This window comes from Rhodobacter sp. P1_C2, from assembly GCF_056406375.1.
In genome coordinates, this window is record NZ_JBFUAG010000007.1 from 65,744 (window position 1) to 85,470 (window position 19,727).

Genomic DNA, 19,727 nt, shown 5'->3' on the forward strand with positions numbered 1-19,727 from the left:
ATCGCAACATGGCATACCGAGTCGGTGTCGACATCGGCGGATCCTTCACGGACTTCGCCCTGTTCGACGAAGAAACCAAAACATTGAAATCGCTCAAGGTTTTCTCCCGCCCCGACAGGCCCGGCAATGAAGTCATCGACGGTCTGGCCGCAGCAAAGGACCGCTACGGCATCACGCCGGATCAGATCGGCTATTTCACCCACGGCACGACGGTGGGCATCAACACGGTGATCCAGCGCCGCGGCCTGAAGCTTGCGCTTTTCACCACGGAAGGGTTCGGCGATGTGCTGGAAATCGCCCGCCTGAAGATCCCGGACATGTACAACCTCTTGTCGCGCCGCCCCGAGCCGCTGATCAGCCGCGACATGGTCTGGGGCATCCCCGGCAGGCTCAACTTCGACGGGACCGAGCGGGCGCCGCTGGACGAGGCGGCGCTGATCGCCGCGGTCCGGGCGGCGCGGGCTGCCGAGGCCGAGGGGATCGTGATCTCCTTCCTGCATGCCTATCGCAACCCCGACCATGAAAGCCGTGCCGAGGCGATCGTCCGGGCCGAGGCCCCCGGCCTGCCGGTGTTCCGCTCCTCCGCGACCTGGCCGATCATCCGCGAATATGAACGCACCATCACCTCGGTGATCGGCGGCTATGTCCAGCCGCGCGTCTCGCATTACCTGGCCGCCCTGCAGGAAGCCCTCAAATCCATCGACGTGCGTGCCGAGCCGCATCTGACCAAGTCCAACGGCGGCATCATGACGGCCGAACAGGGCAAGTCGGAATGCGTCCAGATGATCCTGTCAGGCACTGCCGCGGGGGTGATCGGTGCGGCCTATGTCGCCGAGATCGCCGGCATCGACAAATGCATGAGCCTCGACATCGGCGGCACCTCGGCGGATGTGGCCATCATCATCGACGGCCAGCCGCAATATGGCGTGGGCGAGCAGATCGGCGATTTCCAGATCTTCATTCCCTCGGTCTCGGTCGCCTCGATCGGCGAGGGCGGCGGCTCGATCGCCTGGGTCGATGGCCAGAACGTGCTGCGCGTCGGCCCCGACAGCGCCGGCTCGCGCCCCGGCCCGGCCTGCTATGGCCGCGGCGGGACCGAGGCCACGATCACCGATGCCTTCGTCGCCCTGAACCTGATCGGCCATGGCGATCTGGGCTATAACTCGGTCACCGTCGACCGCCAGAAGGCGATCGAGGCGGTTGGCAAACTGGCCACGAGGCTTGGCCGCAGCGTCGAACATACGGCGGAAGCCATCATCGATATCGCGATTTCGGGCATGTATACCGATGTCTCCGCCCTCGTCTCGCGCTTCGGCATCGACCCGCGCGAATTCTCGCTTCTGGCCTTCGGGGGTGCGGGCCCGATGAACGCCTGCCATCTGGCGCGGGAAATCCGCGCGAAAGAGGTCGTGGTGCCGCCGACGCCCGGCGTGCTTTCGGCGATGGGCGGGCTGATCGCCGACATCAAGAACGACTTCATCAAGACGGTCTATGCCGATCTGGAACCCGCAAGGCTTCCGATGATCCGCGCCGAATTTGCCGCCCTGCGTCAGGCGGCGGAAAAATGGCTGCTGGAGGATCAGGGCCACAAGGGCGCCTACAGCTTCACCTATTCGGCAGAGATGCGCTATCGCGGCCAAAGTTTCGAGATCGACACAACCTTCGATCCGGCCGCGCTTGAAAGCGGCGATGTCGGGGCGCTGGCGGCGGCCTTTCATGCCGAACATGCCCGCGTCTATGGCCATGCCGATGCCAGCGCCGCGATCCAGATGATCAGCCTGCGCCTCGTCATCATCGGCAAGACCGACAAGCCGGAGTTCCCGAAATACCCGTTGACCCCGGGCGCGGCCCTGCCCGAGCGTCAGGTCGAGGTCTATCTCAACGGCGGCTGGACGCCCGTCGACCTTTACCAGCGCGCCTCGCTGAAGCCGGGGCAAAGTCTGACGGGTCCGGCGATCATCGCCCAGGCCGATACCACCACCGTCGTGCTGCCGGGCTTTTCGGCGGTGATCGACGCCTTCTCCAATCTTCGCATTTCCGAACAGGTGGAAGCATGACCATCGACACTGCAACGTCCCTTCGGGTCCTGGCCAACTACTGCGCCGCCGCGGCCGAAAGCATGGGCTGGACCCTGATGCGCACCGCCCATTCCACCTTCGTGAAGGAGACCGAGGATTTCTCCTGCCAGGTGCTGAGCCTCGACGGCCTCACCGTCGCCTCGCCGCGCACCTTCGGCGCGACCTGGTACACCGGGCTGGACTACAGCGGTGTCCTGAACCGGTTCGACTACCGCGAGGGCGATATCTGCGTCTGCTCCGACCCCTATTCCGGCTTTGTCGCCACCCATGCCCCCGATCTGCACATGTGGAAACCGGTGTTCTGGGAGGGGGAGCTGATGTGCTTCGTCGGCAATCACATCCACAACACCGATGTGGGCGGCGCGGTGCCGGCCTCGCTGTCGCGGTCATTGACCGAGGTGCATCAGGAGGGCCTGCGCATCCCGCCGATGCGGCTGATGCGCGACGGCAAGATGAACCAGGACCTGATCGACATCATCAGGACCAACGTCCGCCTGCCCGAACAGAACTGGGGCGACCTCAACGCCCAGATCGCCTGCGTCAATGTCGGCGAGGCCAAGGTGCACGAGATCATCCGCCGCTTCGGCAAGGACAGCTTCCGCGCCGGGCTTGGCCAGCTTCTGGATTATTCCGAGGCGCAGGCCCGCCGCGTCATCGCCGACCTGCCGGATGGCGAGTATTTCTTCGCCGATTACGCCGACGAGGATCAGGCCGGCGGCTACCCGGTCCGCATGGCCGTGACGCTGCGCATCAAGGGCGACAGTCTGGAGGTCGATTTCACCGGATCGGACCCGCAGCTTGTCTCCTCGCTGAACATGCCGACCGGGGGAAATGAGCGCCACGCGCTGGTCATGGTGGGGGTGATGTATGCGCTTTACACGCTGGACCCGACGATCCTTTTGAATTCCGGCCTCGTGCGGCCGGTGCGGGCGATCCTGCCCGAGGGCACGGTGGTCAATGCCACCAGCCCGGCGGCGGTCGGGATGCGCAGCCTGATGTGCAACCTCGCCCAGACCGCCGTCATCGGCGCCTTCTGCCGCGTGGTGCCCGACCAGATGCCGGCCTCGCCCGGCAATGGCCTGTCGCTGATGAACGTCAAGACCTCGACCCGGGATGGGCGGATGGTCATGGCCTCGATCGGGCCTGTGGGCGGCGGGGCGGGCGGCGGCCCGCGTGCGGATGGGGTGGAAGGCTGCGGCGCCAACCTGTCCTTCCTGAAGAACACCCCGGTCGAGATCAACGAGGCCGAGGTGCCGGTGGCGATCCACCGCTACGGTCTGGTGCCGGATTCCGGCGGCCCGGGGCGCTATCGCGGCGGTCTGGCGCTGGAGATGGAGTTTCAGCTCTTCGCCCCGCAGTCAATGGTGACGGCGCGCAACCGCGACCGCAGCCATTTCACCGCCTGGGGCCTGCGCGGCGGCGGCGCGGGCGCGCCCTCGCGCTTTGCCAAGAACCCGGGCACCCCGGACGCGGTGGAACTCGGCTCGACCGACATCGTGCCTTGCGAGCCGGGCGACGTGATCCTGATCCAGGGGCCGGGCGCCGGCGGCTATGGCAACCCGCTGAAGCGCCCGCTCGACAAGGTCCTGTTCGATGTGCGGCGGGGCTTTGTGTCCACCGCCCGCGCCCTCAGCGATTATGGGGTGGTGATCGGCGCGGATGGCAACGTCGATCTGCAATCGACCGCGCAAACCCGGGCCGCGATGGGCCGCGCCGCACGGCCCGCGGAATTTGGCCATGGCCCGTTTCGCCAGGCTTACGAAAAGGTCTGGACCCCGGCGCGCTATGACGCGCTGACCTGCATCCTCGCCGGCCTGCCGGTCTCGTGGCGCTATTTCGTGAAACACCGCATCTTCGCAGCGGTGGGCGAGACGGAAGCCGCCGACCCGAACGATGTGACCGCGGTCCATGCGGCCTATGACGCCGTCACACGCGCCTTTCCCGATCTGCCCAAACGCGAGCAACTCTGCCTGTGCCAGGCGGCCGAATAGTCCTGAAGGAAGGAAAAAGCCATGAATGCCACCCTTGCCACCAAGGCGATCCCCGCAAGCGCCTTCAAGCTCTTCAGCCCCTTCACGCTGCGCGGGGTCACCTTTCCCAACCGCATCGTCCTGTCGCCGATGCAGATGTACAAGACGGCACCCGACGGGAAATTCACCGACTGGCACTTCCAGCACCTCGCCCGCTTTGCCATCGGCGGCGCGGGCACCGTGATGACCGAGGGGCTGATCGTCGATCCGATCGGCCGCAACACCTATGGCGATTGCGGGATCTGGAGCGATGACCACATCGCCCCCCTCGCCCGGCTGGTGGATTTCCTGCACGCCAATGACACCCTGGCCGCAGCGCAGCTGCACCATGCCGGCCCCAAATCGGCCCGCCAGCGCCCCTGGGAGGGTCTGGGCCCGCTGGGCGCGAAGGAGGCCGCGCTGGGCGAACCCGCCTGGCAGCCGGTCAGCTCTTGCGACGGCAAGACCCTCGACACCTGGCACCAGCCGCGCGGCCTGACGGTGGAGGAGATCAAGACCCTGATCCAGTCCTATGCCGATGCGGCACGCCGCTGCGATGCCGCGGGGTTCGACGTGATCGACGTGCATGCCGCGCATGGCTATCTGCTGCATGCCTTCCTCTCTCCGGTGGCCAATACCCGCACCGACGCCTATGGCGGCGATCTTCAGGGCAGGATGCGCCTCGTCCTGGAAATCGCCGAGGCGCTGCGTGCCGCCTGGCCCGCCAGCAAGCCGATCCTGTTCCGCATCTCCTGCGTCGACTGGCGCCAGGATCTCGACACCCGCGTCGATGGCTGGACGATCGAAGACAGCGTGGTGCTGGCGAAAGAGCTGGCCAGGCGCGGCATCGACGCGATCGACTGTTCGTCCGGCGGCATCCGCGCCGAGAACTCGCTGATGGATTACGCCAAGCAGCGCAAGAAGCTGAAGCGCGGCCACCAGGTGCCCTATGCCGAACAGATCCGCAAGGAGGCGGGGATACCGACCATGGCCGTCGGCGTCATTCTCGACGGGCCGCAGGCCGAGGCGATCCTGCAGGGCGGGCAGGCCGACTTGATCGCCGTTGGGCGCGAGTTTCTGACCGATCCGAACTGGGGCCTGCACGCCGCCCAGCAATTGCAGGCCGATCCGGACTGGAACCTATGGCCGCCGAGCTATGGCTGGTGGCTCAGCCTGCGCGAAAGGATCGGGATCGAGGGTTAGGCCTTTCGTCCGCTCCACCACCGCACAGGATCGGAAATCGGAGGTGATCCCCGGCCGGATTTCGGTGCTATAGTCGAAGGCTTGGCCGGGGATCACATCACAGCGCGACCGGGGGACGGTTCATGAATCTAGCGACATGCCAATATCTCATCCGCATTGCCGAACACGGCAGCCTGTCGAATGCCGCCGTCGTGCTGGGCGTCACCCAGTCGGCGCTGAGCCGGGCGATCCGCGAGATGGAGGCCGAACTGGGCGTGCCGATCTTTCACCGTGACGGGCGCGGCGTCACCCTGACCGAAGACGGCAAGGTCGTGCTCGCCGCGGCGCGGACCGTCTCGGACACGCTCAACGACCTGCGCTCGGATATCGAGACGCTGCGCGGGGCCGCGGCCCGCAAGATCACCGTCGGCATGATGCCCTCCACCGCGCGCCTGCTCACCGTGCCCCTGATGGCCAAGCTGCGCGAGGATTTTCCGGGCACCCAGATGCAGATCGCCGAGGGCTCCAGCGGGCATCTGGCCGAATGGCTGAACGATGGCCGGCTTGACCTTGCGGTGACCAACAACAGTTCCGCCCTCAAACGCTTCAACCCCGAGCCGGTGCTGACCCACAATCTGCATATTGTCACCGCCAAGGGGGCCGAGAAATTGCCGGCGACGGTGAAGTTTTCCGACCTCGGGAAGTACCCGCTGGTGGTGCAAAGCCGCAATCACTCGACCCGGCGCGAGCTGGACAACATGGCCTCCGAACAGGGCGTGAAACTGAATGTCGTGGTCGAGGCCGACAGCCTGACCGCGATCAACCAGCTGGTTGCGGCAGGCCTTGCCTGCGCACTCTTGCCGCATTTCGCGGTGGACCTGTCGGTCATGCAAAGTGCGATGGTCACCGAGCCCGAAATCGAACGCATCATCTGCCTCGTCTCGCCGTTGGTCGGGGTGCGGGCGCAGGGCCTCAACCCGTTGATCCGCAGCTTTCGCAGCGAAATCCGCAGCGTCTACAAGCGCTTCTCCGAAAACCGGGTTGCTCTTTAACCCCGTTGGCCCTGCGCGCGGTCAGGCGACGGAAACCGCCTGCAGCAGATAGGCCGCGCGTTCGGCCAGCGTCGGGACCCGCGCCAGATAGGCCCGGTAATGCGGCGAGGCACGGTGCGCCTCCACCGCCGCGGCATCGCGGTAAAGCTCGTCCAGAACATAGCGGTCGGGGATGGCCTGATCCCGCCAGACATCCCAGCGCAGATTGCCCGGCTCTGCCCGGCAGTCGGGCGCCATGTTCACAAGCAGGTCCTCAAGCTCTGCCGCCTTGCCGGGCAGGGCGGTCAGGATGGCGGTCAGCTTGACGGTCGGTGTCGGCATGGCAGGCTCCGGTTCGAGGTGTCAGGAGAGAGGGTCAGTCCGCCGCCTTCGCTGCGGTCAGGGCAGACAAGAGCGCCTCGGCCAGCGGCCCCGCCGAAGCGGGGTTCTGCCCGGTGATCAGCCGGCCATCCACCACGACATGCGGCTGCCAGTTGGTGGTGGAGGAATAGGCCGCACCCTCTGCCCGCAGCGCATCTTCAAGCTCATAGGGCACATCGGCACGCGCATAGTCGAATTCCTCCTTCTTCGAGAAGGAGGTGAGCTTCTTGCCCTGCACGAAGGGCTGGCCATCGCCCAGATCGACCCCGAGCAGTCCGCAGGGCCCGTGGCAGACCGCGCTGACCAGCTTGCCCGTGGTCCAGGCCCGCACCACGGCGCGTTGCACATCGGGATGGTGCTGGATGTCGACCATCGGCCCCAGCCCGCCGGGCAGCAGGATCGCATCATAATCGGCGGCATCGACCTCCGACAGTTTGCGGCTGCGGTTCAGGCGGCGGAAGGCCTTGCTCTCAAAAAAGGCCTTCTGGGCGGGATCGCTTTCGTCATAGGCGTCATAGGGCACCCAGCCCCCGGCGGGAGAGGCAAATTCCACCGCGATGCCGGCGCCGTTCAGCACCTCGTAAGGATGCGCGATCTCGGCAAAGAAGAAGCCGGTCTTGCGATTTTGCGGGCCGATCACGGCGGCATTGGTTGCGATGAAAAGGACATGTTGGGTCATGGGAAACTCCAGGGTCAAAGGGGGTGCATGCCGGTGCCGCAAGCAGCCGATTTGCTGCGTCAGGACGGCATCGCCTCGAACTGCGGCAGGTCGAGCGGGGTGACCCAGGGCAGCCGCCGCTTGACGTACATTTCCAGCTTCGGGGCGATCAGCGCCGGCCGGTCAAGGCTGCCGATCTGGACAAAGACCAGGCCGGGAAAACTTTCGAGGTTGCTGGTGTAAAGCCGCGACGCACAGGTCGGGCAGAAGTTGCGGTCAAGCCCTTTGCCGGAATCCGCGATGTAATGAAAGCTGTGCGTCGTGCCACTCAGCAGCGAGAAATCGTCCTCCGGCACGCCGAACCAGGTGGCGGCCTCACCGCCCGAGGCCTTCTTGCAGTCCAGACAGTGGCAGACCGCGATGAAATCCGGGTCCCTGTCGAATTCGAAGGTCACCGCGCCGCAGGCACAGCGCCCGGTGTATTTCTTGGCCATTGCCGAACTCCTATCGTCATCGCGTTGCAGAAAGAAGGGCCGCGGGCGCCTCGCGCGGGTCCGCGGTCGTGGTGGTCCGGACAGGCGGGGGATGGCACTGGCGTGGCATCCGCTGCGGCTGGTCTGCCGCAAGGACATCGCCTCGGCCCCTCCTTTGCCCTCCCCCGAAGTCGCAGCGGTTCACGTCGCGCCGCGCGAGGTAACGCGGCAGGTCGCAAGGATTCGCGCCCTGCCTTCAGCCTAGCCAAGCCCGGCGTAAATCGGGGTAGCGTGTGGTAAAGGACCGCGCCGGGCTGCCGGACCGGGCCCCTGCCCGAAAGTCTCACCCGGCCTTGCCCGCCTCTGTGACGGGGCGTCCCGTGGCGATGACCGCGGCCCCCAACGCCGCGGCCAGGACCGATCCGATCAGTACCGCGATCTTTGCGATGGCGACCGAGGTCTCGTCCGCAAAGGCCTGATCGGCCAGCAGCATCGCCATCGTATCGCCAACCCCGCAGAGGCAAGCCGCCCCGACGAAGGCCCGCAGGGGAACCCCACTCGGGCCGACACCCAGCCGCAACCGGATCGCCAGCGCCGAAGCCGCCAGGATGCCAAGCGGTTTGCCCAAGGCCAGGCCCAGCACGATGCCCAGCATGATCCGGCCGACGCCGGGGGCGGAAAAGTCGGGATGGAGCGAGACCCCGGTGGCCGAAAAGGCAAAGAGTGGCAGGATCAGATAGCTGCTCCACGGCGCGACCGCATGTTCGATCCGGTCTGCCGGCGATTGCAGCCGGTCGCTGGCGGCGGCGAGATTGCGGCTGGCCCAGTCCCAGACCGGGCTTTTGGCGACCCGGCCCAGATCCGAGCCTCCGGCGCGGACGGCGCTCTCTTCCTCCTCCAGTGCGGCCAGGGCGGTGGCCGCCTGGGCGAGCAGCGGCGCCACCAGGGGCTGCGGCCGTGTCGGCAGAAGCGCCGCCAGAAAGACGCCAGCCAGTGCCCCATGCACGCCCGCGCCATGCAGGCAGAGCCAGAGCCCGCCGGTGACGGCAAGGTAGGGCCAGCTCGCATAGACCCGCGCCCGGTTCAGCAGGACCAGCCCCAGCACCGCAGCCGCCGCCGGAAGCAGCCACAAGGGGGTGAAGTCCTTGGGATAGAAGATCGCCAAAGTCAGCACCGAGATCACATCGTCGGCCACGGCGAGGGCCGCGACAAAGACCCGCAAGGCGGCCGGAACCCGGTTGCCCAACACGGCGAGGATGCCGAGGGTGAAGGCCACATCGGTGGCCGTGGGCACCGACCAGCCCGCCCGCGCCGGCCCGCTGTTCAAGGCAAGATAGATCAAGGCCGGCGCCAGCCCGCCCCCGCAGGCCGCCAGCACCGGCAACGCCGCCGCCCTCGGGTCCGACAGATCGCCCACCGCCACCTCGCGCCGGATCTCCAGCCCCACCAGCAGGAAGAACACCGCCAGCAGCCCTTCCGAGAACCACGCCCCCACCGACATCGACAAGAGATCGCCGGGAGAGCCGATGCCGAAAGGCGCGTGGATGAAGGCGAGATAGAGCGGCGCCAGCGGGGAATTGGCGACCAGAAGCGCTGCCAGCGCCGCGATCAGCAGGGCGATCCCGCCCGAGGCGGGCAGGTTTGCAAAGGCCCGGGCAGAGCGCTCGACCCGCGAGGCGACGGGCTGCTGGATCGCCTCCAGCATCGAGTGAAAATCCCAGGCCCCGTCATAGCGCCGCCCGTCGATGAAAAGCGCCGGCGTCCCGGCCACGCCATTGCGCCGCCCGTCCTCCAGATCCTGACTGACCCGCGCCGCAACCTCGGGATCGGCGAGGCAGCTGGCAAAATGCACCGGATCAAGGCCGATCTTGTGCAGATGCGCCTGCACCTGGGGCGGATCGAGCGGCGGCTCTTGCGCGTAAAGCCAGTCGTGCATCTCCCAGAACCTGTCCTGCCGCGCCGCAGCCTCGGCCATCAGCGCGATCTGCGTGGCGCCGGGATGGGCCCGCTCGTTGGGAAAGTAGCGAAAGACGCAGGCCAGCCTCTCTCCCATCACCCCACGCAGGCGGGCCACGACCACGCGCAGCTGGCGGCAATAGGGGCAGAGGTAGTCGCTGTACATGACAAGGGTGATCACATGCGGACTGGGCAAGCCGCCGCGAATGTGGTCGCGCGCCGGATCGACGGGCCGCAACAGGCGGGCCTTGCGCGCATAGGTCTCGGCCCCGGTCATGCGCGCCCCCTGCCGATGCGGGGCTTGCCCGGACAGATCGGGCAGGTCCGGGAGACTGGCCGCATGTCATACCCTCCGATTTGGAGCCCTTGCATCCGCCCGACCGAGCTTCGGCCGGGACGCCACCGGCTAATTCCGCGCCGCGAGGCTGCCCAGCCAGGCATGCACCGCGCTGACGACGACAGAACCCTCGCCCACGCTGGAGGCCACGCGCTTGACCGAACCCGACCGGACATCGCCCACGGCAAAGACCCCCGGCAGGCTGGTGGAAAACTGCGAGATCGCCGCTTGATCGGCATGAACATAACCCGTGGTGACGAACCCCTTGTCATCCAGCGCGACACAATCGGTCAGCCAGTCGGTGTTGGGCGCGGCGCCGATCATCAGGAAGAGATGGCGCGCCGCATGGGCCGTCACGGGCGCGCCACGGCTTTGCCAATGCACCGTGGTCAGGGCCCCGTCACCGGAAAGCCCGGTGATATCGGTATAGGGATGCAGGGTGATGCGCGGCGATTCCATGATCCGGGTGATCAGATATTCCGACATCGTCGCCTTCAGCCCGCCCTTGCGCACGACAAGATGCACATGCCGCGCCAGCCCGGACAGGAAGATCGCCGCCTGCCCCGCCGAATTGCCGCCCCCCACCACGACCGCATCGCTGCCGCCGCAGAGCCGGCCCTCCAGCGAGGTGGCCGCGTAATGCACGCCCCGCCCTTCGTACCGCGCAAGCTCCGGCAGGAGCAGTTTCCGGTAGCGCGCGCCACAGGCGAGAACCACCGAGCGGGCCGCGATCACCCCGCCACCCAGAAGCCCGATCCGGTAGGGAAGGCCCGAGCAATCCAGCGAGACCGCCGTCTCGGCCACCACCATCCGCGCACCGAATTTCTGCGCCTGGGTCTGGGCGCGATCGGCAAGCTCCTGGCCCGAGACGCCGGTCGGAAAGCCGAGGTAGTTTTCGATCCGCGAACTGGTGCCCGCCTGTCCCCCCGGCCCGAGCGCCTCGATGACGATGGTATCAAGCCCCTCCGAGGCCGCATAGACCGCCGCCGCCAGCCCGGCCGGCCCTGCCCCGACGATGGCCACATCGTGGACATGGCTTGGCATGACATGTTCGGAAAAGCCGATCGCGGCGGCGAGATCGCGGTTGGAGGGCTGGCGCAGCACCGTCTCGCCGTTGAGGATGACGGCGGGCAAGGCCTCGGGCCCGAAATGGAAGGCGCTGAGCGCCGCGCAGGCCTCGTCATCGCGGTCGGTATCGAGGAAACGGTGCGGATAGCCGTTGCGGGTCAGGAACTGCTGGATGCGCAGGCTGTCATGGCTGTCCTGCGAGCCGATCACGACGGTATTGCCCGCCGCCTGCCGCTTCAGATCGGCGCGGCGCAGGATCATCGCGCGCAGGATCACCTCGCCGATATCGGGCTCGGCGCTGATCAGGTGGCGGAACTGGTTGGGGGAAAGTCTGACCGCGCTTGTCGGCACCACCGTCCGCGCGCAAAGCAGCGCCGAGCGGCCGCTGAGCTGGGCCAGCTCTCCGGTGAACTGGTTGGCGCGGTGGGTGGTGACAAGCCGGTGACCGCCACGGCCATCGCTTTCCAGGATGTCGACCTCGCCCGCGCGGATCAGGTAGACATCGACATCCTTGTCGCCGAAACGGTAGAGAAACTGCCCGCCGTCGACCTCGACCGGGACACCATAGCTCGCCATGCGGCCCGCCATCTCCTGCGACAGGGTCGGAAAGGTGGGTCCGGTATCGGTGTCCAGCACAGCGGGCTCCAGCGGTTCCTGCCCCTCTGTCATACAGACCCGGCCCTATCCTGTCACGAAACGGCGGGTAAAATCTGGTAAATCCGTACCGAGACCGGGCCTCTTGCGAGGATCCTGAGGCCATCTTCTGCGGCACCCTGGCGCAGGGCGACACGGCGCATCCAGACTGGCATGCCAGCGCGCATGGCGATAGACTGCGACCTGCCGGTCCGCCGTCAGCACCAGCCATTCCCATCGTGAGGCCCCATGCCCGTAATCACCTCGATCGAAGACCTGCGTCGCCTGCACAAGGCCCGCGTGCCGAAAATGTTCTTCGACTATTGCGAAAGCGGGTCCTACACCGAGCAGACCTTCAAGGAAAACGTCAGCGATTTCAGCAAGCTGCGGCTGCGCCAGAAGGTGGCGGTGGATATGTCCAACCGCACCATCGCCAGCACCATGCTGGGGCAGAAGGTGACCATGCCGGTCTGCCTTGCCCCGGTCGGTTTCACCGGCATGCAATCGGCCGATGGCGAGATCAAGGCGGCGCTGGCCGCCAAGGCTTTCGGCCTGCCTTACACGCTGTCGACCATGTCGATCTGCTCGATCGAGGATGTGGCGGCGGCGACCCGGGCGCCCTTCTGGTTCCAGCTCTATGTGATGAAGGACTGGGATTTCGTCGGCTCTGCACTCGACCGGGCCAAGAAGGCGGGCTGTTCGGCCCTGGTCCTGACGCTGGATCTGCAGATCCTCGGCCAAAGGCACAAGGACCTGAAGAACGGCCTCTCCGCCCCGCCGAAGCCGACGCTGATGAACATTCTCGACATCGCCACCAAATGGCGTTGGGCGGCGGGGATGGCGCAGACCAAGCGGCATTCCTTCGGCAATATCGTCGGCCATGCCAAGGGGGTGAAGGATCTGTCCTCGCTCGGCTCCTGGACGGCCGAGCAGTTCGATCCGCAGCTCGACTGGGGCAAGATCGCCCGCATCCGCGACATGTGGGGCGGCAAGCTGATCCTGAAGGGCGTGCTGGATGAGGACGATGCCCGCCGCGCCGCCGATTTCGGGGCCGATGCGATGATCGTCTCGAACCATGGCGGGCGGCAGCTGGATGGGGCCTTGTCCTCGATCCGCCGGCTGCCGGCGATTGCCCGCGCGGTCGGCGATCAGGTCGAGGTCTGGATGGATGGCGGCATCCGTTCGGGTCAGGATGTGCTGAAGGCCCTGGGCATGGGGGCCAAGGCCACGATGATCGGGCGGAGCTATATCTATGGCCTCGGCGCCATGGGTCAGGAAGGCGTCACCAAGGCGCTGGAGGTCATCGCCAAGGAGATCGACACCACGATGGCCCTGTGCGGCGAGCGTGACATCAAGAACTTCGGCGCGCATAACCTGCTGATCCCGAAGGATTTCGAAGGCGACTGGAAGGACTGAGGCCACAATTCTTCTGCGAAGAATTCGAGAAGCGATTTTTCGTCGAAAAATCGTCCCCTTCTGATTTTTCGCAGAAAAATCGTGGCCTTGCGGTCAGGCCCGCACGTCCACGACGACCCGCCCCTTGACCTCGCCCTTCAGGATCGCTGGCCCCAGCTTCGGCAGGTCGGACAGGCTGGCCATCTCCACCATGGCCTCCAGCTTCTCCATCGGCATGTCGGTCACGATCCGCGCCCAAGCGCGCTTGCGGCCCTCGAAGGGTTTCATCACCGAATCGATGCCTAGCAGATTGACCCCGCGCAGCAGGAAGGGGATGACCGAGGCCGGCAGCCCCGCCCCGCCCGCCAGCCCGACCGCGGCAACCGAGGCGCCATATTTCATCTGGCCCAGCACCCGCGCCAGCATCGGCCCGCCGACGGCGTCGATGCAGCCGGCCCAGGTCTCGGCCTCCAGCGGGCGCTTGACGGTCTCGGCCAGATCGGCGCGCGGGATGATCCGCGTGGCGCCAAGGTCGCGCAGATAGGCCTCGGTCTCGGGCCGCCCGGTCACGCCGGCCACATGATAGCCCAGATGCGCGAGGATCGCGACGGCGGTCGATCCGACCCCGCCGGCCGCGCCAGTCACCAGAACCTCGCCCATCTGCGGCGTCAGCCCATGCTCTTCCAGCGCCATCACGGCCAGCATCGAGGTCAGGCCCGCCGTCCCCACCGCCATGACCTGCCGCGCCGTCAGCCCTTCGGGGATCGGCACCAGCCAATCGGCCTTGACCCGCGCCTTCGTGGCAAAACCGCCCCACCAGATCTCACCCACCCGCCAACCGCCGAGAAGCACCCGGTCACCGGGCTTGTAGCGCGGATCAGAGCTCGCCTCGACCGTGCCCGCCAGATCGACCCCCGGCACATGCGGCCAGACCTTGACCAGACCGCCGCCGTTCGGCGACATGCAAAGCCCGTCCTTGTAATTGAGCGTCGAATATTCCACCGCCACCGTGACATCGCCGCCCTGCGGCAGGGCGCTGTCGTCAAGCTCGCGCAGATGCGCCTCTGCCAGACCCTCGGCGTTCTTTTCCATCACCAATGCGCGAAACATTCCCATCTCCCTGATAGCCCTCCGCCGCAACATGCCAGCGCAGGCCGCAGATGCAACCCTTCGCGCCGCGGCTCACCTGCGACCTTTCAGCCCGATGGAAAGAGGCCCGCCCGGATCGCCTTCTTGTCGATCTTCCCGACCGAGGTCTTGGGGATCGCCGCCACCAGCTCCACCCGCTCCGGCGCGGCCCATTTCGACAGGCGCCCGCCCGCGATGGCCGCTTCCACCGCGCCATGCACCGCACGCGCCAGCGCCTCGGCCCCCGGCTGGGCCACCACCAGAACCACCGCCCGCTCGCCCCATTGCGGATCGGGGATGCCGACCGCCGCCACCTCGGCCACCCCCGGCACGGCCGAGACGATGCTTTCCAGCTCCAGCGAGGAGATCCACTCGCCCCCCGACTTGATCACATCCTTCAACCGGTCGGTGATGCGCAACGTGCCATCGGGGCTGAGGTTGCCGACATCCCCGGTGTGCATCCAGCCGCCCCGCCAGAGGTCGTCACTGCGCGCCGCATCGCGCAGATAGCCCGCGGTCAGCCAGGGCGCCCGCGCCACGACCTCGCCGGTCGCCACCCCGTCCCGGGCCACATCCCGCATCTGAGGGTCCACCACCCGCACCTGCACCAGGGGCGCCACCTTGCCCGTCGCGGTGCGGATCGCGGTCGTATCGCCCTCGTCTTGCGTCGCCATCATGTCGGCCACGGTCAGGATCGGCCCGGTCTCCGACATGCCATAACCGGTGTGCACATCGATCCCGCGCCCCAGCGCCACCCGCGCCAGCCCCTCTGGCAGGGCCGAGCCGCCGACGATCACCTTCCATCCTGCCAGCGGCACCGCTTCGGCCCCCGGCGCGTTCAGCACCATCGCCAGCACGGTCGGCACGCAATGCGAAAAGCTCACCCCATGCCGCGCGATCAGCTGCAAAAGCTTGCCCGGCTCGTAACGCCCCGGATAGACCTGCCGCATCCCGAGCATGGTGGCGATCAGCGGAAAGCCCCAGCCATGCACATGAAACAGCGGCGTCAGCGGCATATAGACATCGTCGCGCTTGATCCCGCCCCGCCCCGGCACCGGGGCAAAGCAGGCGATCACCCCCAAAGTATGCAGGACCAGCTGCCGATGGCTATAGGTCACGCCCTTGGGATCCCCCGTCGTCCCCGTGGTGTAGAAGAGGGTGGCGCGTGTCGTCTCCTCCAAGTCGGGGAAGCCATGCGCCGGATCGCCCGAAGCCAGAAGCGCCTCATATTCCCCGGCAAAACCCTCGGGCGCCGCCGCCCCCCTGTCGGTCAAGAGGATCAGCTGCACCCTGCGGGTGAAACGTGGCACCAAGGGCAGCAGAAGCGGCAGAAAATCCTCATGCACCAGGATCGCATCATCCTCGGCATGGTTGATCGTATAAAGCACCTGCTCGGGCGAGAGGCGCACATTGACCGTGTGCAGGGTCGCCCCCAGCATCGGGACGGCAAAGAAACACTCCAGATAGCGGTGGCTGTCGTAATCCATCACCGCCACGACCGAGCCCCGCCCAAGGCCCAGTGCCGACAGGGCCGAACCCAACCGCCCGACCCTCTGGCCCAGCTCGGCATAGCTCAGTTCGACCTGGTCCTGATAGGTGATCCGCTGGCCCGGCGCCGCCGAAAGCCCCGTTGCCAGGATCTGCCCGATGACAAGCTGATAGTCCATCGCACCCCTCCCAAGGTTTCAAGCGATGATCGCCAAGCGGGCGCCTCAGGCCTCTTCCAGAAGCCCCCTGCCCTTCAGCAAAGGCTCCACCCCCGGCATCTTGCCGCGGAAGCGCGTGTAAAGCACCTCCGCCTCTTCCGACCCGCCGGCCGAGAGGATGAATTTCTCCAGCTTGCCCGCGGTCTCGGGGTCGAAGGGGTCGCCCGTCTCCTCGAAGGCCGCGAAAGCATCGGCATCCATCACTTCCGACCACATGTAGGAATAATAGCCCGAGGAATAGCCGTCGCCAGAGAAGACATGCGCGAAATGCGGCGTGGCATGGCGCATCCGGATCGCCCGCGGCATGCCAAGGCTTTCCAGCACCTCGGCCTGTTTCTGCATCGGGTCGGCAGGTGCCGCCCCCTCATGAAACGCCAGATCCACCATGGCCGAGGAGATGAACTCCACCGTCGAGAAGCCCTGATCATAGGTCCCGGCATCCAGAAGGCGCTTGAGCATATCCGCCGGCATCGGCTCGCCAGTCTGATAATGCCGCGCGTGTTTCTCCAGGACTTCGGGCACTTCCATCCAGTGTTCGTAAAGCTGGCTCGGCAGTTCGACGAAGTCCCGGGCGACCGAGGTGCCCGAGATGAAGCCATAGGTCACGTTGGACAGCATCTGGTGCAGGGCATGGCCGAATTCGTGGAAGAGCGTGCGCGCATCGTCATAGGACAGAAGGCAGGGATCGCCCTTGGCAAAGTTGCAGACATTGACCACGACGGGGCGCTGATCGCCGCCCAGCTTCCTTTGCCCGCGAATGTCCGAACACCAGGCGCCCGAGCGTTTCGAGCCCCTTGCGAAGTAATCCCCGATGAAGACCGCGATATGCTCGCCGCGTCGCGACACTTCCCAGGCCCGGCAATCGGGATGGTAGAGCGGCACGTCCAAAGGCTTGAACTCCAGCCCGAAAAGGCGGCTGGCGCAATCGAACATCGCGCCCAGCATCGCATCAAGGCTCAGATAGGGCTTCAGGATCGCTTCATCCAGATCATGTTCCGCCTTGCGCCGCTTCTCCGAATAATAGCGCCAATCCCAGGCCTCCAGCGGCCCGGCAATCCCGTCGGCGTGCAGCATCGCCTCCAGCACCTCGGCATCGGCCAGCGCCTTGCGCTTGGCCGGCTCCCAGACCCGCATCAAAAGGTCGCGCACCCTTGCCGGGGTCTTGGCCATCTCCGGCTCCAGCTTGTAATCGGCAAAGCTCTTGTAACCGAGCAAATTCGCCCGCTCCTGCCGCAGCTTCAGCGTCTCAGCCGCCACCCCCCGGTTGTCGGTGGCATTGCCATTGGCGCCGCGCAGCCCCCAGGCCTCGTAAGCCTTCTGCCGCAGATCGCGCCGGGGCGAGAATTGCAGGAAGGGCACGATGATCGACCGCGACAGCGTGACAACTGGCCCGCCCGCGCCCTTCTCTTCCCCCGCCGCCCGGGCCGCCGCCAGCACGAAATCCGGCAGGCCCGCCAGATCGGCCTCGGCCAAGGGCATGAACCATTCCCGCTCATCCGCCAGCAGGTTCTGGGAAAACTTGGTGCCCAGCACCGCCAGCCGCGATTTGACCTCGGTCAGGCGCGCGGCCGCCTCCCCCTCCAGCTGCGCGCCGGAGCGGACGAACATCCGCCGGTACAATTCCAGCACCCGCATCTGCTCATGGCTCAGGCCCAAAGCCTCGCGCTCCTGCCACAGCGTCTCGATCCGCCCGAACAACACCCGGTTGTTCGACACTTCCGAGGCATAGGCCGACAGCTTCGGCGCCATCTCGCTCTGCAAGGCCTCGCGCGCCTCGGTGCTGTCGGCGCCGACGAGGTTGTAGAACACCCCGCAAACCCGGCTCAGGCTTTCCTCGCTCAACTCCAAAGCCTCGATCACATTCTCAAACGAAGGCGCCTCGGCATTCCCGGCAATCGCCGCCACATGCGCCCGCGCCTCGGCCAAGGCCGCCTCGAAGGCCGGGGCGAAATCCTCATCCTTGATCGCCGCGAAAGGCGGCAGTCCAAACGGCGTCTCCCATGCGGTCAACAGCGGATTGCTCATCTCTTCGCCTTTCATTGGTCCATAAATATCCCGGGGGTGCGGGGGCTGGCCCCCGCTACTTCTCTTTCATCTTCAACCGCCGCTCCAGCCGCCGCAAGGCCAGGCTAAGCCCGATCGTCATCACAAGGTAGAGCAGCGCCACCATGTTGTAAGTCTCGAAATAGCGAAAGTTCCCCGCCGCCTGCACCTTGCCCAGCTGCGTGATATCCGCCACCCCAAGGATCGAGACCAGCGAGCTGTCCTTCACCATCGCCACGAAATCATTGCCCAGGGGCGGCAGGATCATCCGGAAGGCCTGGGGAAAGACCACATGGCGAAACCTTTGCCAGCCCGACAGGCCCAGCGACATCGCCGCCTCCACCTGCCCCTTGTCCACCGCCTGCAGACCGGCCCGGAAGATCTCGGCCAGAAAGGCGGAATAGGCCAGCGTCAACGCCATCACCGCCCGGGCGATGAAGGGGAAGTCGCGCGAACTGACCGGCGCGGCGCCCAACCATCCCCCGACCCAGTTCCAGGCGTAAACCAGCGCGGGCGACAAAACGAAAGCTACATAAAGCAAAAGCACCATGATCGGCACGCCGCGCACCACCTCGATCCAAAGCCGGGCGGCCTGGCGCAGCACGCGGTATTTGCTCATCCCGGCCAGCGCCAAAGCCAGCCCCATGACGCAAGCCAGACCATAGGCCACCAAGGTCACCACGACCGTGACCTGCACGCCCTTGATCAGCGTCGCCATGACCTGGGAATAGATCTCGCTGACCCAGACCTCGTAAAACAGCCAGAGGCCGGTGACCCCGAGGATCACCAGCCACCAGGGAAACTCCTCTCCCTCCTGCGCTGTCCGCACTTACTGCATCTTGTAGTCGAGGAACCATTTCTTGGTCAGCGCATCGAAGCTGCCATCCGCCTTCATGCTGGCAATCGCCGCATTGATCGGCGCCTCGAAAGCCGAGCCCTTGGGGAAGATGAAGCCGAAATCTTCTGTGCCCAAGGGCGCGCCCACCAGCTTCAGCTTGCCGCCCGAGGCCGCGACATAGCCCTCGCCCGCCGTCCGGTCGGTCAGCACGGTATCGACATCGCCCGCCTTGAGGGCTTCGACCGAGGCGCCGAAGGTCTCGAACAGCTTGATCCGCGGGTTCTGTTCGTTGCCGTCCAGCACGTCATAGACGGCGGTGTAGAAGGGCGTGGTGCCCGCCTGGGCGCCGACCAGCAGCTTGTCATTGGCCTTGAAAGAGGCGGCATCGGTAAAGCGCGTCTCGTCGCCACGCACCAGCATGATGCTTTCCGACCGCATGTAAGCGTCCGAGAAATCGACCTTTTCCTTGCGCTCGTCGGTGATGGTGATCCCGGTCATCCCCATGTCGAACTGCCCCTCGGCCACGGCGGGGATCATCGCATCCCAAGAGATATTGGCGTATTTCACCGTCATGTTCAGCCGCTTGGCCATCTCGGCCACCGCGTCATATTCCCAGCCGATCGCCTTGCCGTCCTTGTCGAGGAATTGCAGCGGCGGATAGGCGTTCTCCGTCACGATGGTGATCTCCTTGCCCGCCAGATCCGGCAAGGCATCGGCATAGGCAGAGGTGCCAAGGGCGGCCAGCGCCAACCCGGCCAAAGCTGCGGCGATTTTCATGCTGTGAACTCCCTGTCACGAAGTGATGCGGAAC

At 66.2% G+C, this 19,727-nt stretch carries 15 protein-coding genes; 5 read left to right on the forward strand and 10 right to left on the reverse strand.

The annotated features are described in order from the left end of the window. Nucleotides 1-8: 8 nt before the first annotated feature. From AC1DZT_RS12675 to AC1DZT_RS12690, 4 genes are all read left to right on the forward strand, one after another. Nucleotides 9-2,057 carry a hydantoinase/oxoprolinase family protein gene (locus tag AC1DZT_RS12675; RefSeq protein WP_478007004.1) on the forward strand — a complete coding sequence of 683 codons (2,049 nt, stop codon included), beginning with the start codon at nucleotides 9-11 and terminating at the stop codon, nucleotides 2,055-2,057. Then, the gene (locus AC1DZT_RS12680; protein ID WP_478007005.1) at nucleotides 2,054-4,069 is read left to right on the forward strand and encodes a hydantoinase B/oxoprolinase family protein; all 2,016 of its coding nucleotides are present in this window, start codon (nucleotides 2,054-2,056) and stop codon (nucleotides 4,067-4,069) included. Before AC1DZT_RS12675 ends, AC1DZT_RS12680 begins: the two co-directional genes overlap by 4 nt. A gap of 21 nt (nucleotides 4,070-4,090) precedes the next feature. Then, nucleotides 4,091-5,290 (forward strand): NADH:flavin oxidoreductase/NADH oxidase, encoded by a 1,200-nt coding sequence (locus AC1DZT_RS12685; RefSeq protein ID WP_478007006.1) that lies wholly within the window; start codon nucleotides 4,091-4,093, stop codon nucleotides 5,288-5,290. A gap of 122 nt (nucleotides 5,291-5,412) precedes the next feature. Continuing rightward, nucleotides 5,413-6,321 (forward strand): LysR family transcriptional regulator, encoded by a 909-nt coding sequence (locus tag AC1DZT_RS12690; protein ID WP_478007007.1) that lies wholly within the window; start codon nucleotides 5,413-5,415, stop codon nucleotides 6,319-6,321. 21 nt (nucleotides 6,322-6,342) lie between these two features. Here AC1DZT_RS12690 and AC1DZT_RS12695 read toward each other — a convergent pair whose 3' ends face one another. The 5 genes from AC1DZT_RS12695 to AC1DZT_RS12715 all read right to left on the reverse strand — a co-directional run bounded on the left by AC1DZT_RS12695 (nucleotide 6,343) and on the right by AC1DZT_RS12715 (nucleotide 11,809). Next, on the reverse strand, nucleotides 6,343-6,642 hold the full coding sequence (locus AC1DZT_RS12695) for a putative quinol monooxygenase (protein ID WP_478007008.1): 300 nt from the start codon (nucleotides 6,640-6,642) through the stop codon (nucleotides 6,343-6,345). Between the two features lie 34 nt (nucleotides 6,643-6,676). Next, complete coding sequence (locus AC1DZT_RS12700; RefSeq protein WP_478007009.1) at nucleotides 6,677-7,360, reverse strand: type 1 glutamine amidotransferase domain-containing protein; 684 nt, start codon at nucleotides 7,358-7,360, stop codon at nucleotides 6,677-6,679. 59 nt (nucleotides 7,361-7,419) lie between these two features. Continuing rightward, nucleotides 7,420-7,833 carry a GFA family protein gene (locus tag AC1DZT_RS12705; RefSeq protein WP_478007010.1) on the reverse strand — a complete coding sequence of 138 codons (414 nt, stop codon included), beginning with the start codon at nucleotides 7,831-7,833 and terminating at the stop codon, nucleotides 7,420-7,422. Between the two features lie 322 nt (nucleotides 7,834-8,155). After that, nucleotides 8,156-10,045: a Na+/H+ antiporter NhaA gene (gene nhaA / locus AC1DZT_RS12710; RefSeq protein WP_478007011.1), complete on the reverse strand. Its 1,890-nt coding sequence runs from the start codon at nucleotides 10,043-10,045 to the stop codon at nucleotides 8,156-8,158. 129 nt (nucleotides 10,046-10,174) lie between these two features. Then, complete coding sequence (locus AC1DZT_RS12715; RefSeq protein WP_478007012.1) at nucleotides 10,175-11,809, reverse strand: FAD-dependent oxidoreductase; 1,635 nt, start codon at nucleotides 11,807-11,809, stop codon at nucleotides 10,175-10,177. A gap of 246 nt (nucleotides 11,810-12,055) precedes the next feature. On the opposite strand from AC1DZT_RS12715, the gene AC1DZT_RS12720 reads away from it, so the two are divergent. Beyond that, complete coding sequence (locus tag AC1DZT_RS12720; protein WP_478007013.1) at nucleotides 12,056-13,222, forward strand: alpha-hydroxy acid oxidase; 1,167 nt, start codon at nucleotides 12,056-12,058, stop codon at nucleotides 13,220-13,222. A 93-nt stretch (nucleotides 13,223-13,315) separates the two neighbouring features. Here the strand turns inward: AC1DZT_RS12720 and AC1DZT_RS12725 are convergent, their stop codons facing one another. The 5 genes from AC1DZT_RS12725 to AC1DZT_RS12745 all read right to left on the reverse strand — a co-directional run bounded on the left by AC1DZT_RS12725 (nucleotide 13,316) and on the right by AC1DZT_RS12745 (nucleotide 19,693). Next, on the reverse strand, nucleotides 13,316-14,311 hold the full coding sequence (locus AC1DZT_RS12725; RefSeq protein WP_478007014.1) for an MDR family oxidoreductase: 996 nt from the start codon (nucleotides 14,309-14,311) through the stop codon (nucleotides 13,316-13,318). 86 nt (nucleotides 14,312-14,397) lie between these two features. Next, complete coding sequence (locus tag AC1DZT_RS12730; RefSeq protein WP_478007015.1) at nucleotides 14,398-15,996, reverse strand: fatty acid--CoA ligase; 1,599 nt, start codon at nucleotides 15,994-15,996, stop codon at nucleotides 14,398-14,400. Nucleotides 15,997-16,041: 45 nt separating this feature from the next. Then, nucleotides 16,042-18,060, reverse strand: a complete 2,019-nt coding sequence (locus tag AC1DZT_RS12735; protein WP_478007016.1) for a M3 family metallopeptidase — start codon at nucleotides 18,058-18,060, stop codon at nucleotides 16,042-16,044. 55 nt (nucleotides 18,061-18,115) lie between these two features. Continuing rightward, a complete protein-coding gene (locus AC1DZT_RS12740; protein ID WP_478007017.1) occupies nucleotides 18,116-18,907 on the reverse strand; it encodes an amino acid ABC transporter permease in 792 nt (263 codons plus the stop codon). After that, nucleotides 18,908-19,693, reverse strand: coding sequence for a transporter substrate-binding domain-containing protein (locus tag AC1DZT_RS12745; RefSeq protein ID WP_478007018.1), 786 nt, complete (start codon nucleotides 19,691-19,693; stop codon nucleotides 18,908-18,910). Between the last annotated feature and the right edge of the window lie 34 nt (nucleotides 19,694-19,727).

What these genes read in the sequence shown, in the direction of transcription:
- AC1DZT_RS12675 (WP_478007004.1), top strand. Translation starts at nt 9, where the DNA reads ATGGCATACCGAGTCGGTGTCGACATCGGCGGATCCTTCACGGACTTC.
- AC1DZT_RS12680 (WP_478007005.1), top strand. Translation starts at nt 2,054, where the DNA reads ATGACCATCGACACTGCAACGTCCCTTCGGGTCCTGGCCAACTACTGC.
- AC1DZT_RS12685 (WP_478007006.1), top strand. Translation starts at nt 4,091, where the DNA reads ATGAATGCCACCCTTGCCACCAAGGCGATCCCCGCAAGCGCCTTCAAG.
- AC1DZT_RS12690 (WP_478007007.1), top strand. Translation starts at nt 5,413, where the DNA reads ATGAATCTAGCGACATGCCAATATCTCATCCGCATTGCCGAACACGGC.
- AC1DZT_RS12695 (WP_478007008.1), bottom strand. Translation starts at nt 6,642, where the DNA reads ATGCCGACACCGACCGTCAAGCTGACCGCCATCCTGACCGCCCTGCCC.
- AC1DZT_RS12700 (WP_478007009.1), bottom strand. Translation starts at nt 7,360, where the DNA reads ATGACCCAACATGTCCTTTTCATCGCAACCAATGCCGCCGTGATCGGC.
- AC1DZT_RS12705 (WP_478007010.1), bottom strand. Translation starts at nt 7,833, where the DNA reads ATGGCCAAGAAATACACCGGGCGCTGTGCCTGCGGCGCGGTGACCTTC.
- nhaA (WP_478007011.1), bottom strand. Translation starts at nt 10,045, where the DNA reads ATGACCGGGGCCGAGACCTATGCGCGCAAGGCCCGCCTGTTGCGGCCC.
- AC1DZT_RS12720 (WP_478007013.1), top strand. Translation starts at nt 12,056, where the DNA reads ATGCCCGTAATCACCTCGATCGAAGACCTGCGTCGCCTGCACAAGGCC.
- AC1DZT_RS12725 (WP_478007014.1), bottom strand. Translation starts at nt 14,311, where the DNA reads ATGTTTCGCGCATTGGTGATGGAAAAGAACGCCGAGGGTCTGGCAGAG.
- AC1DZT_RS12730 (WP_478007015.1), bottom strand. Translation starts at nt 15,996, where the DNA reads ATGGACTATCAGCTTGTCATCGGGCAGATCCTGGCAACGGGGCTTTCG.
- AC1DZT_RS12735 (WP_478007016.1), bottom strand. Translation starts at nt 18,060, where the DNA reads ATGAGCAATCCGCTGTTGACCGCATGGGAGACGCCGTTTGGACTGCCG.
- AC1DZT_RS12745 (WP_478007018.1), bottom strand. Translation starts at nt 19,693, where the DNA reads ATGAAAATCGCCGCAGCTTTGGCCGGGTTGGCGCTGGCCGCCCTTGGC.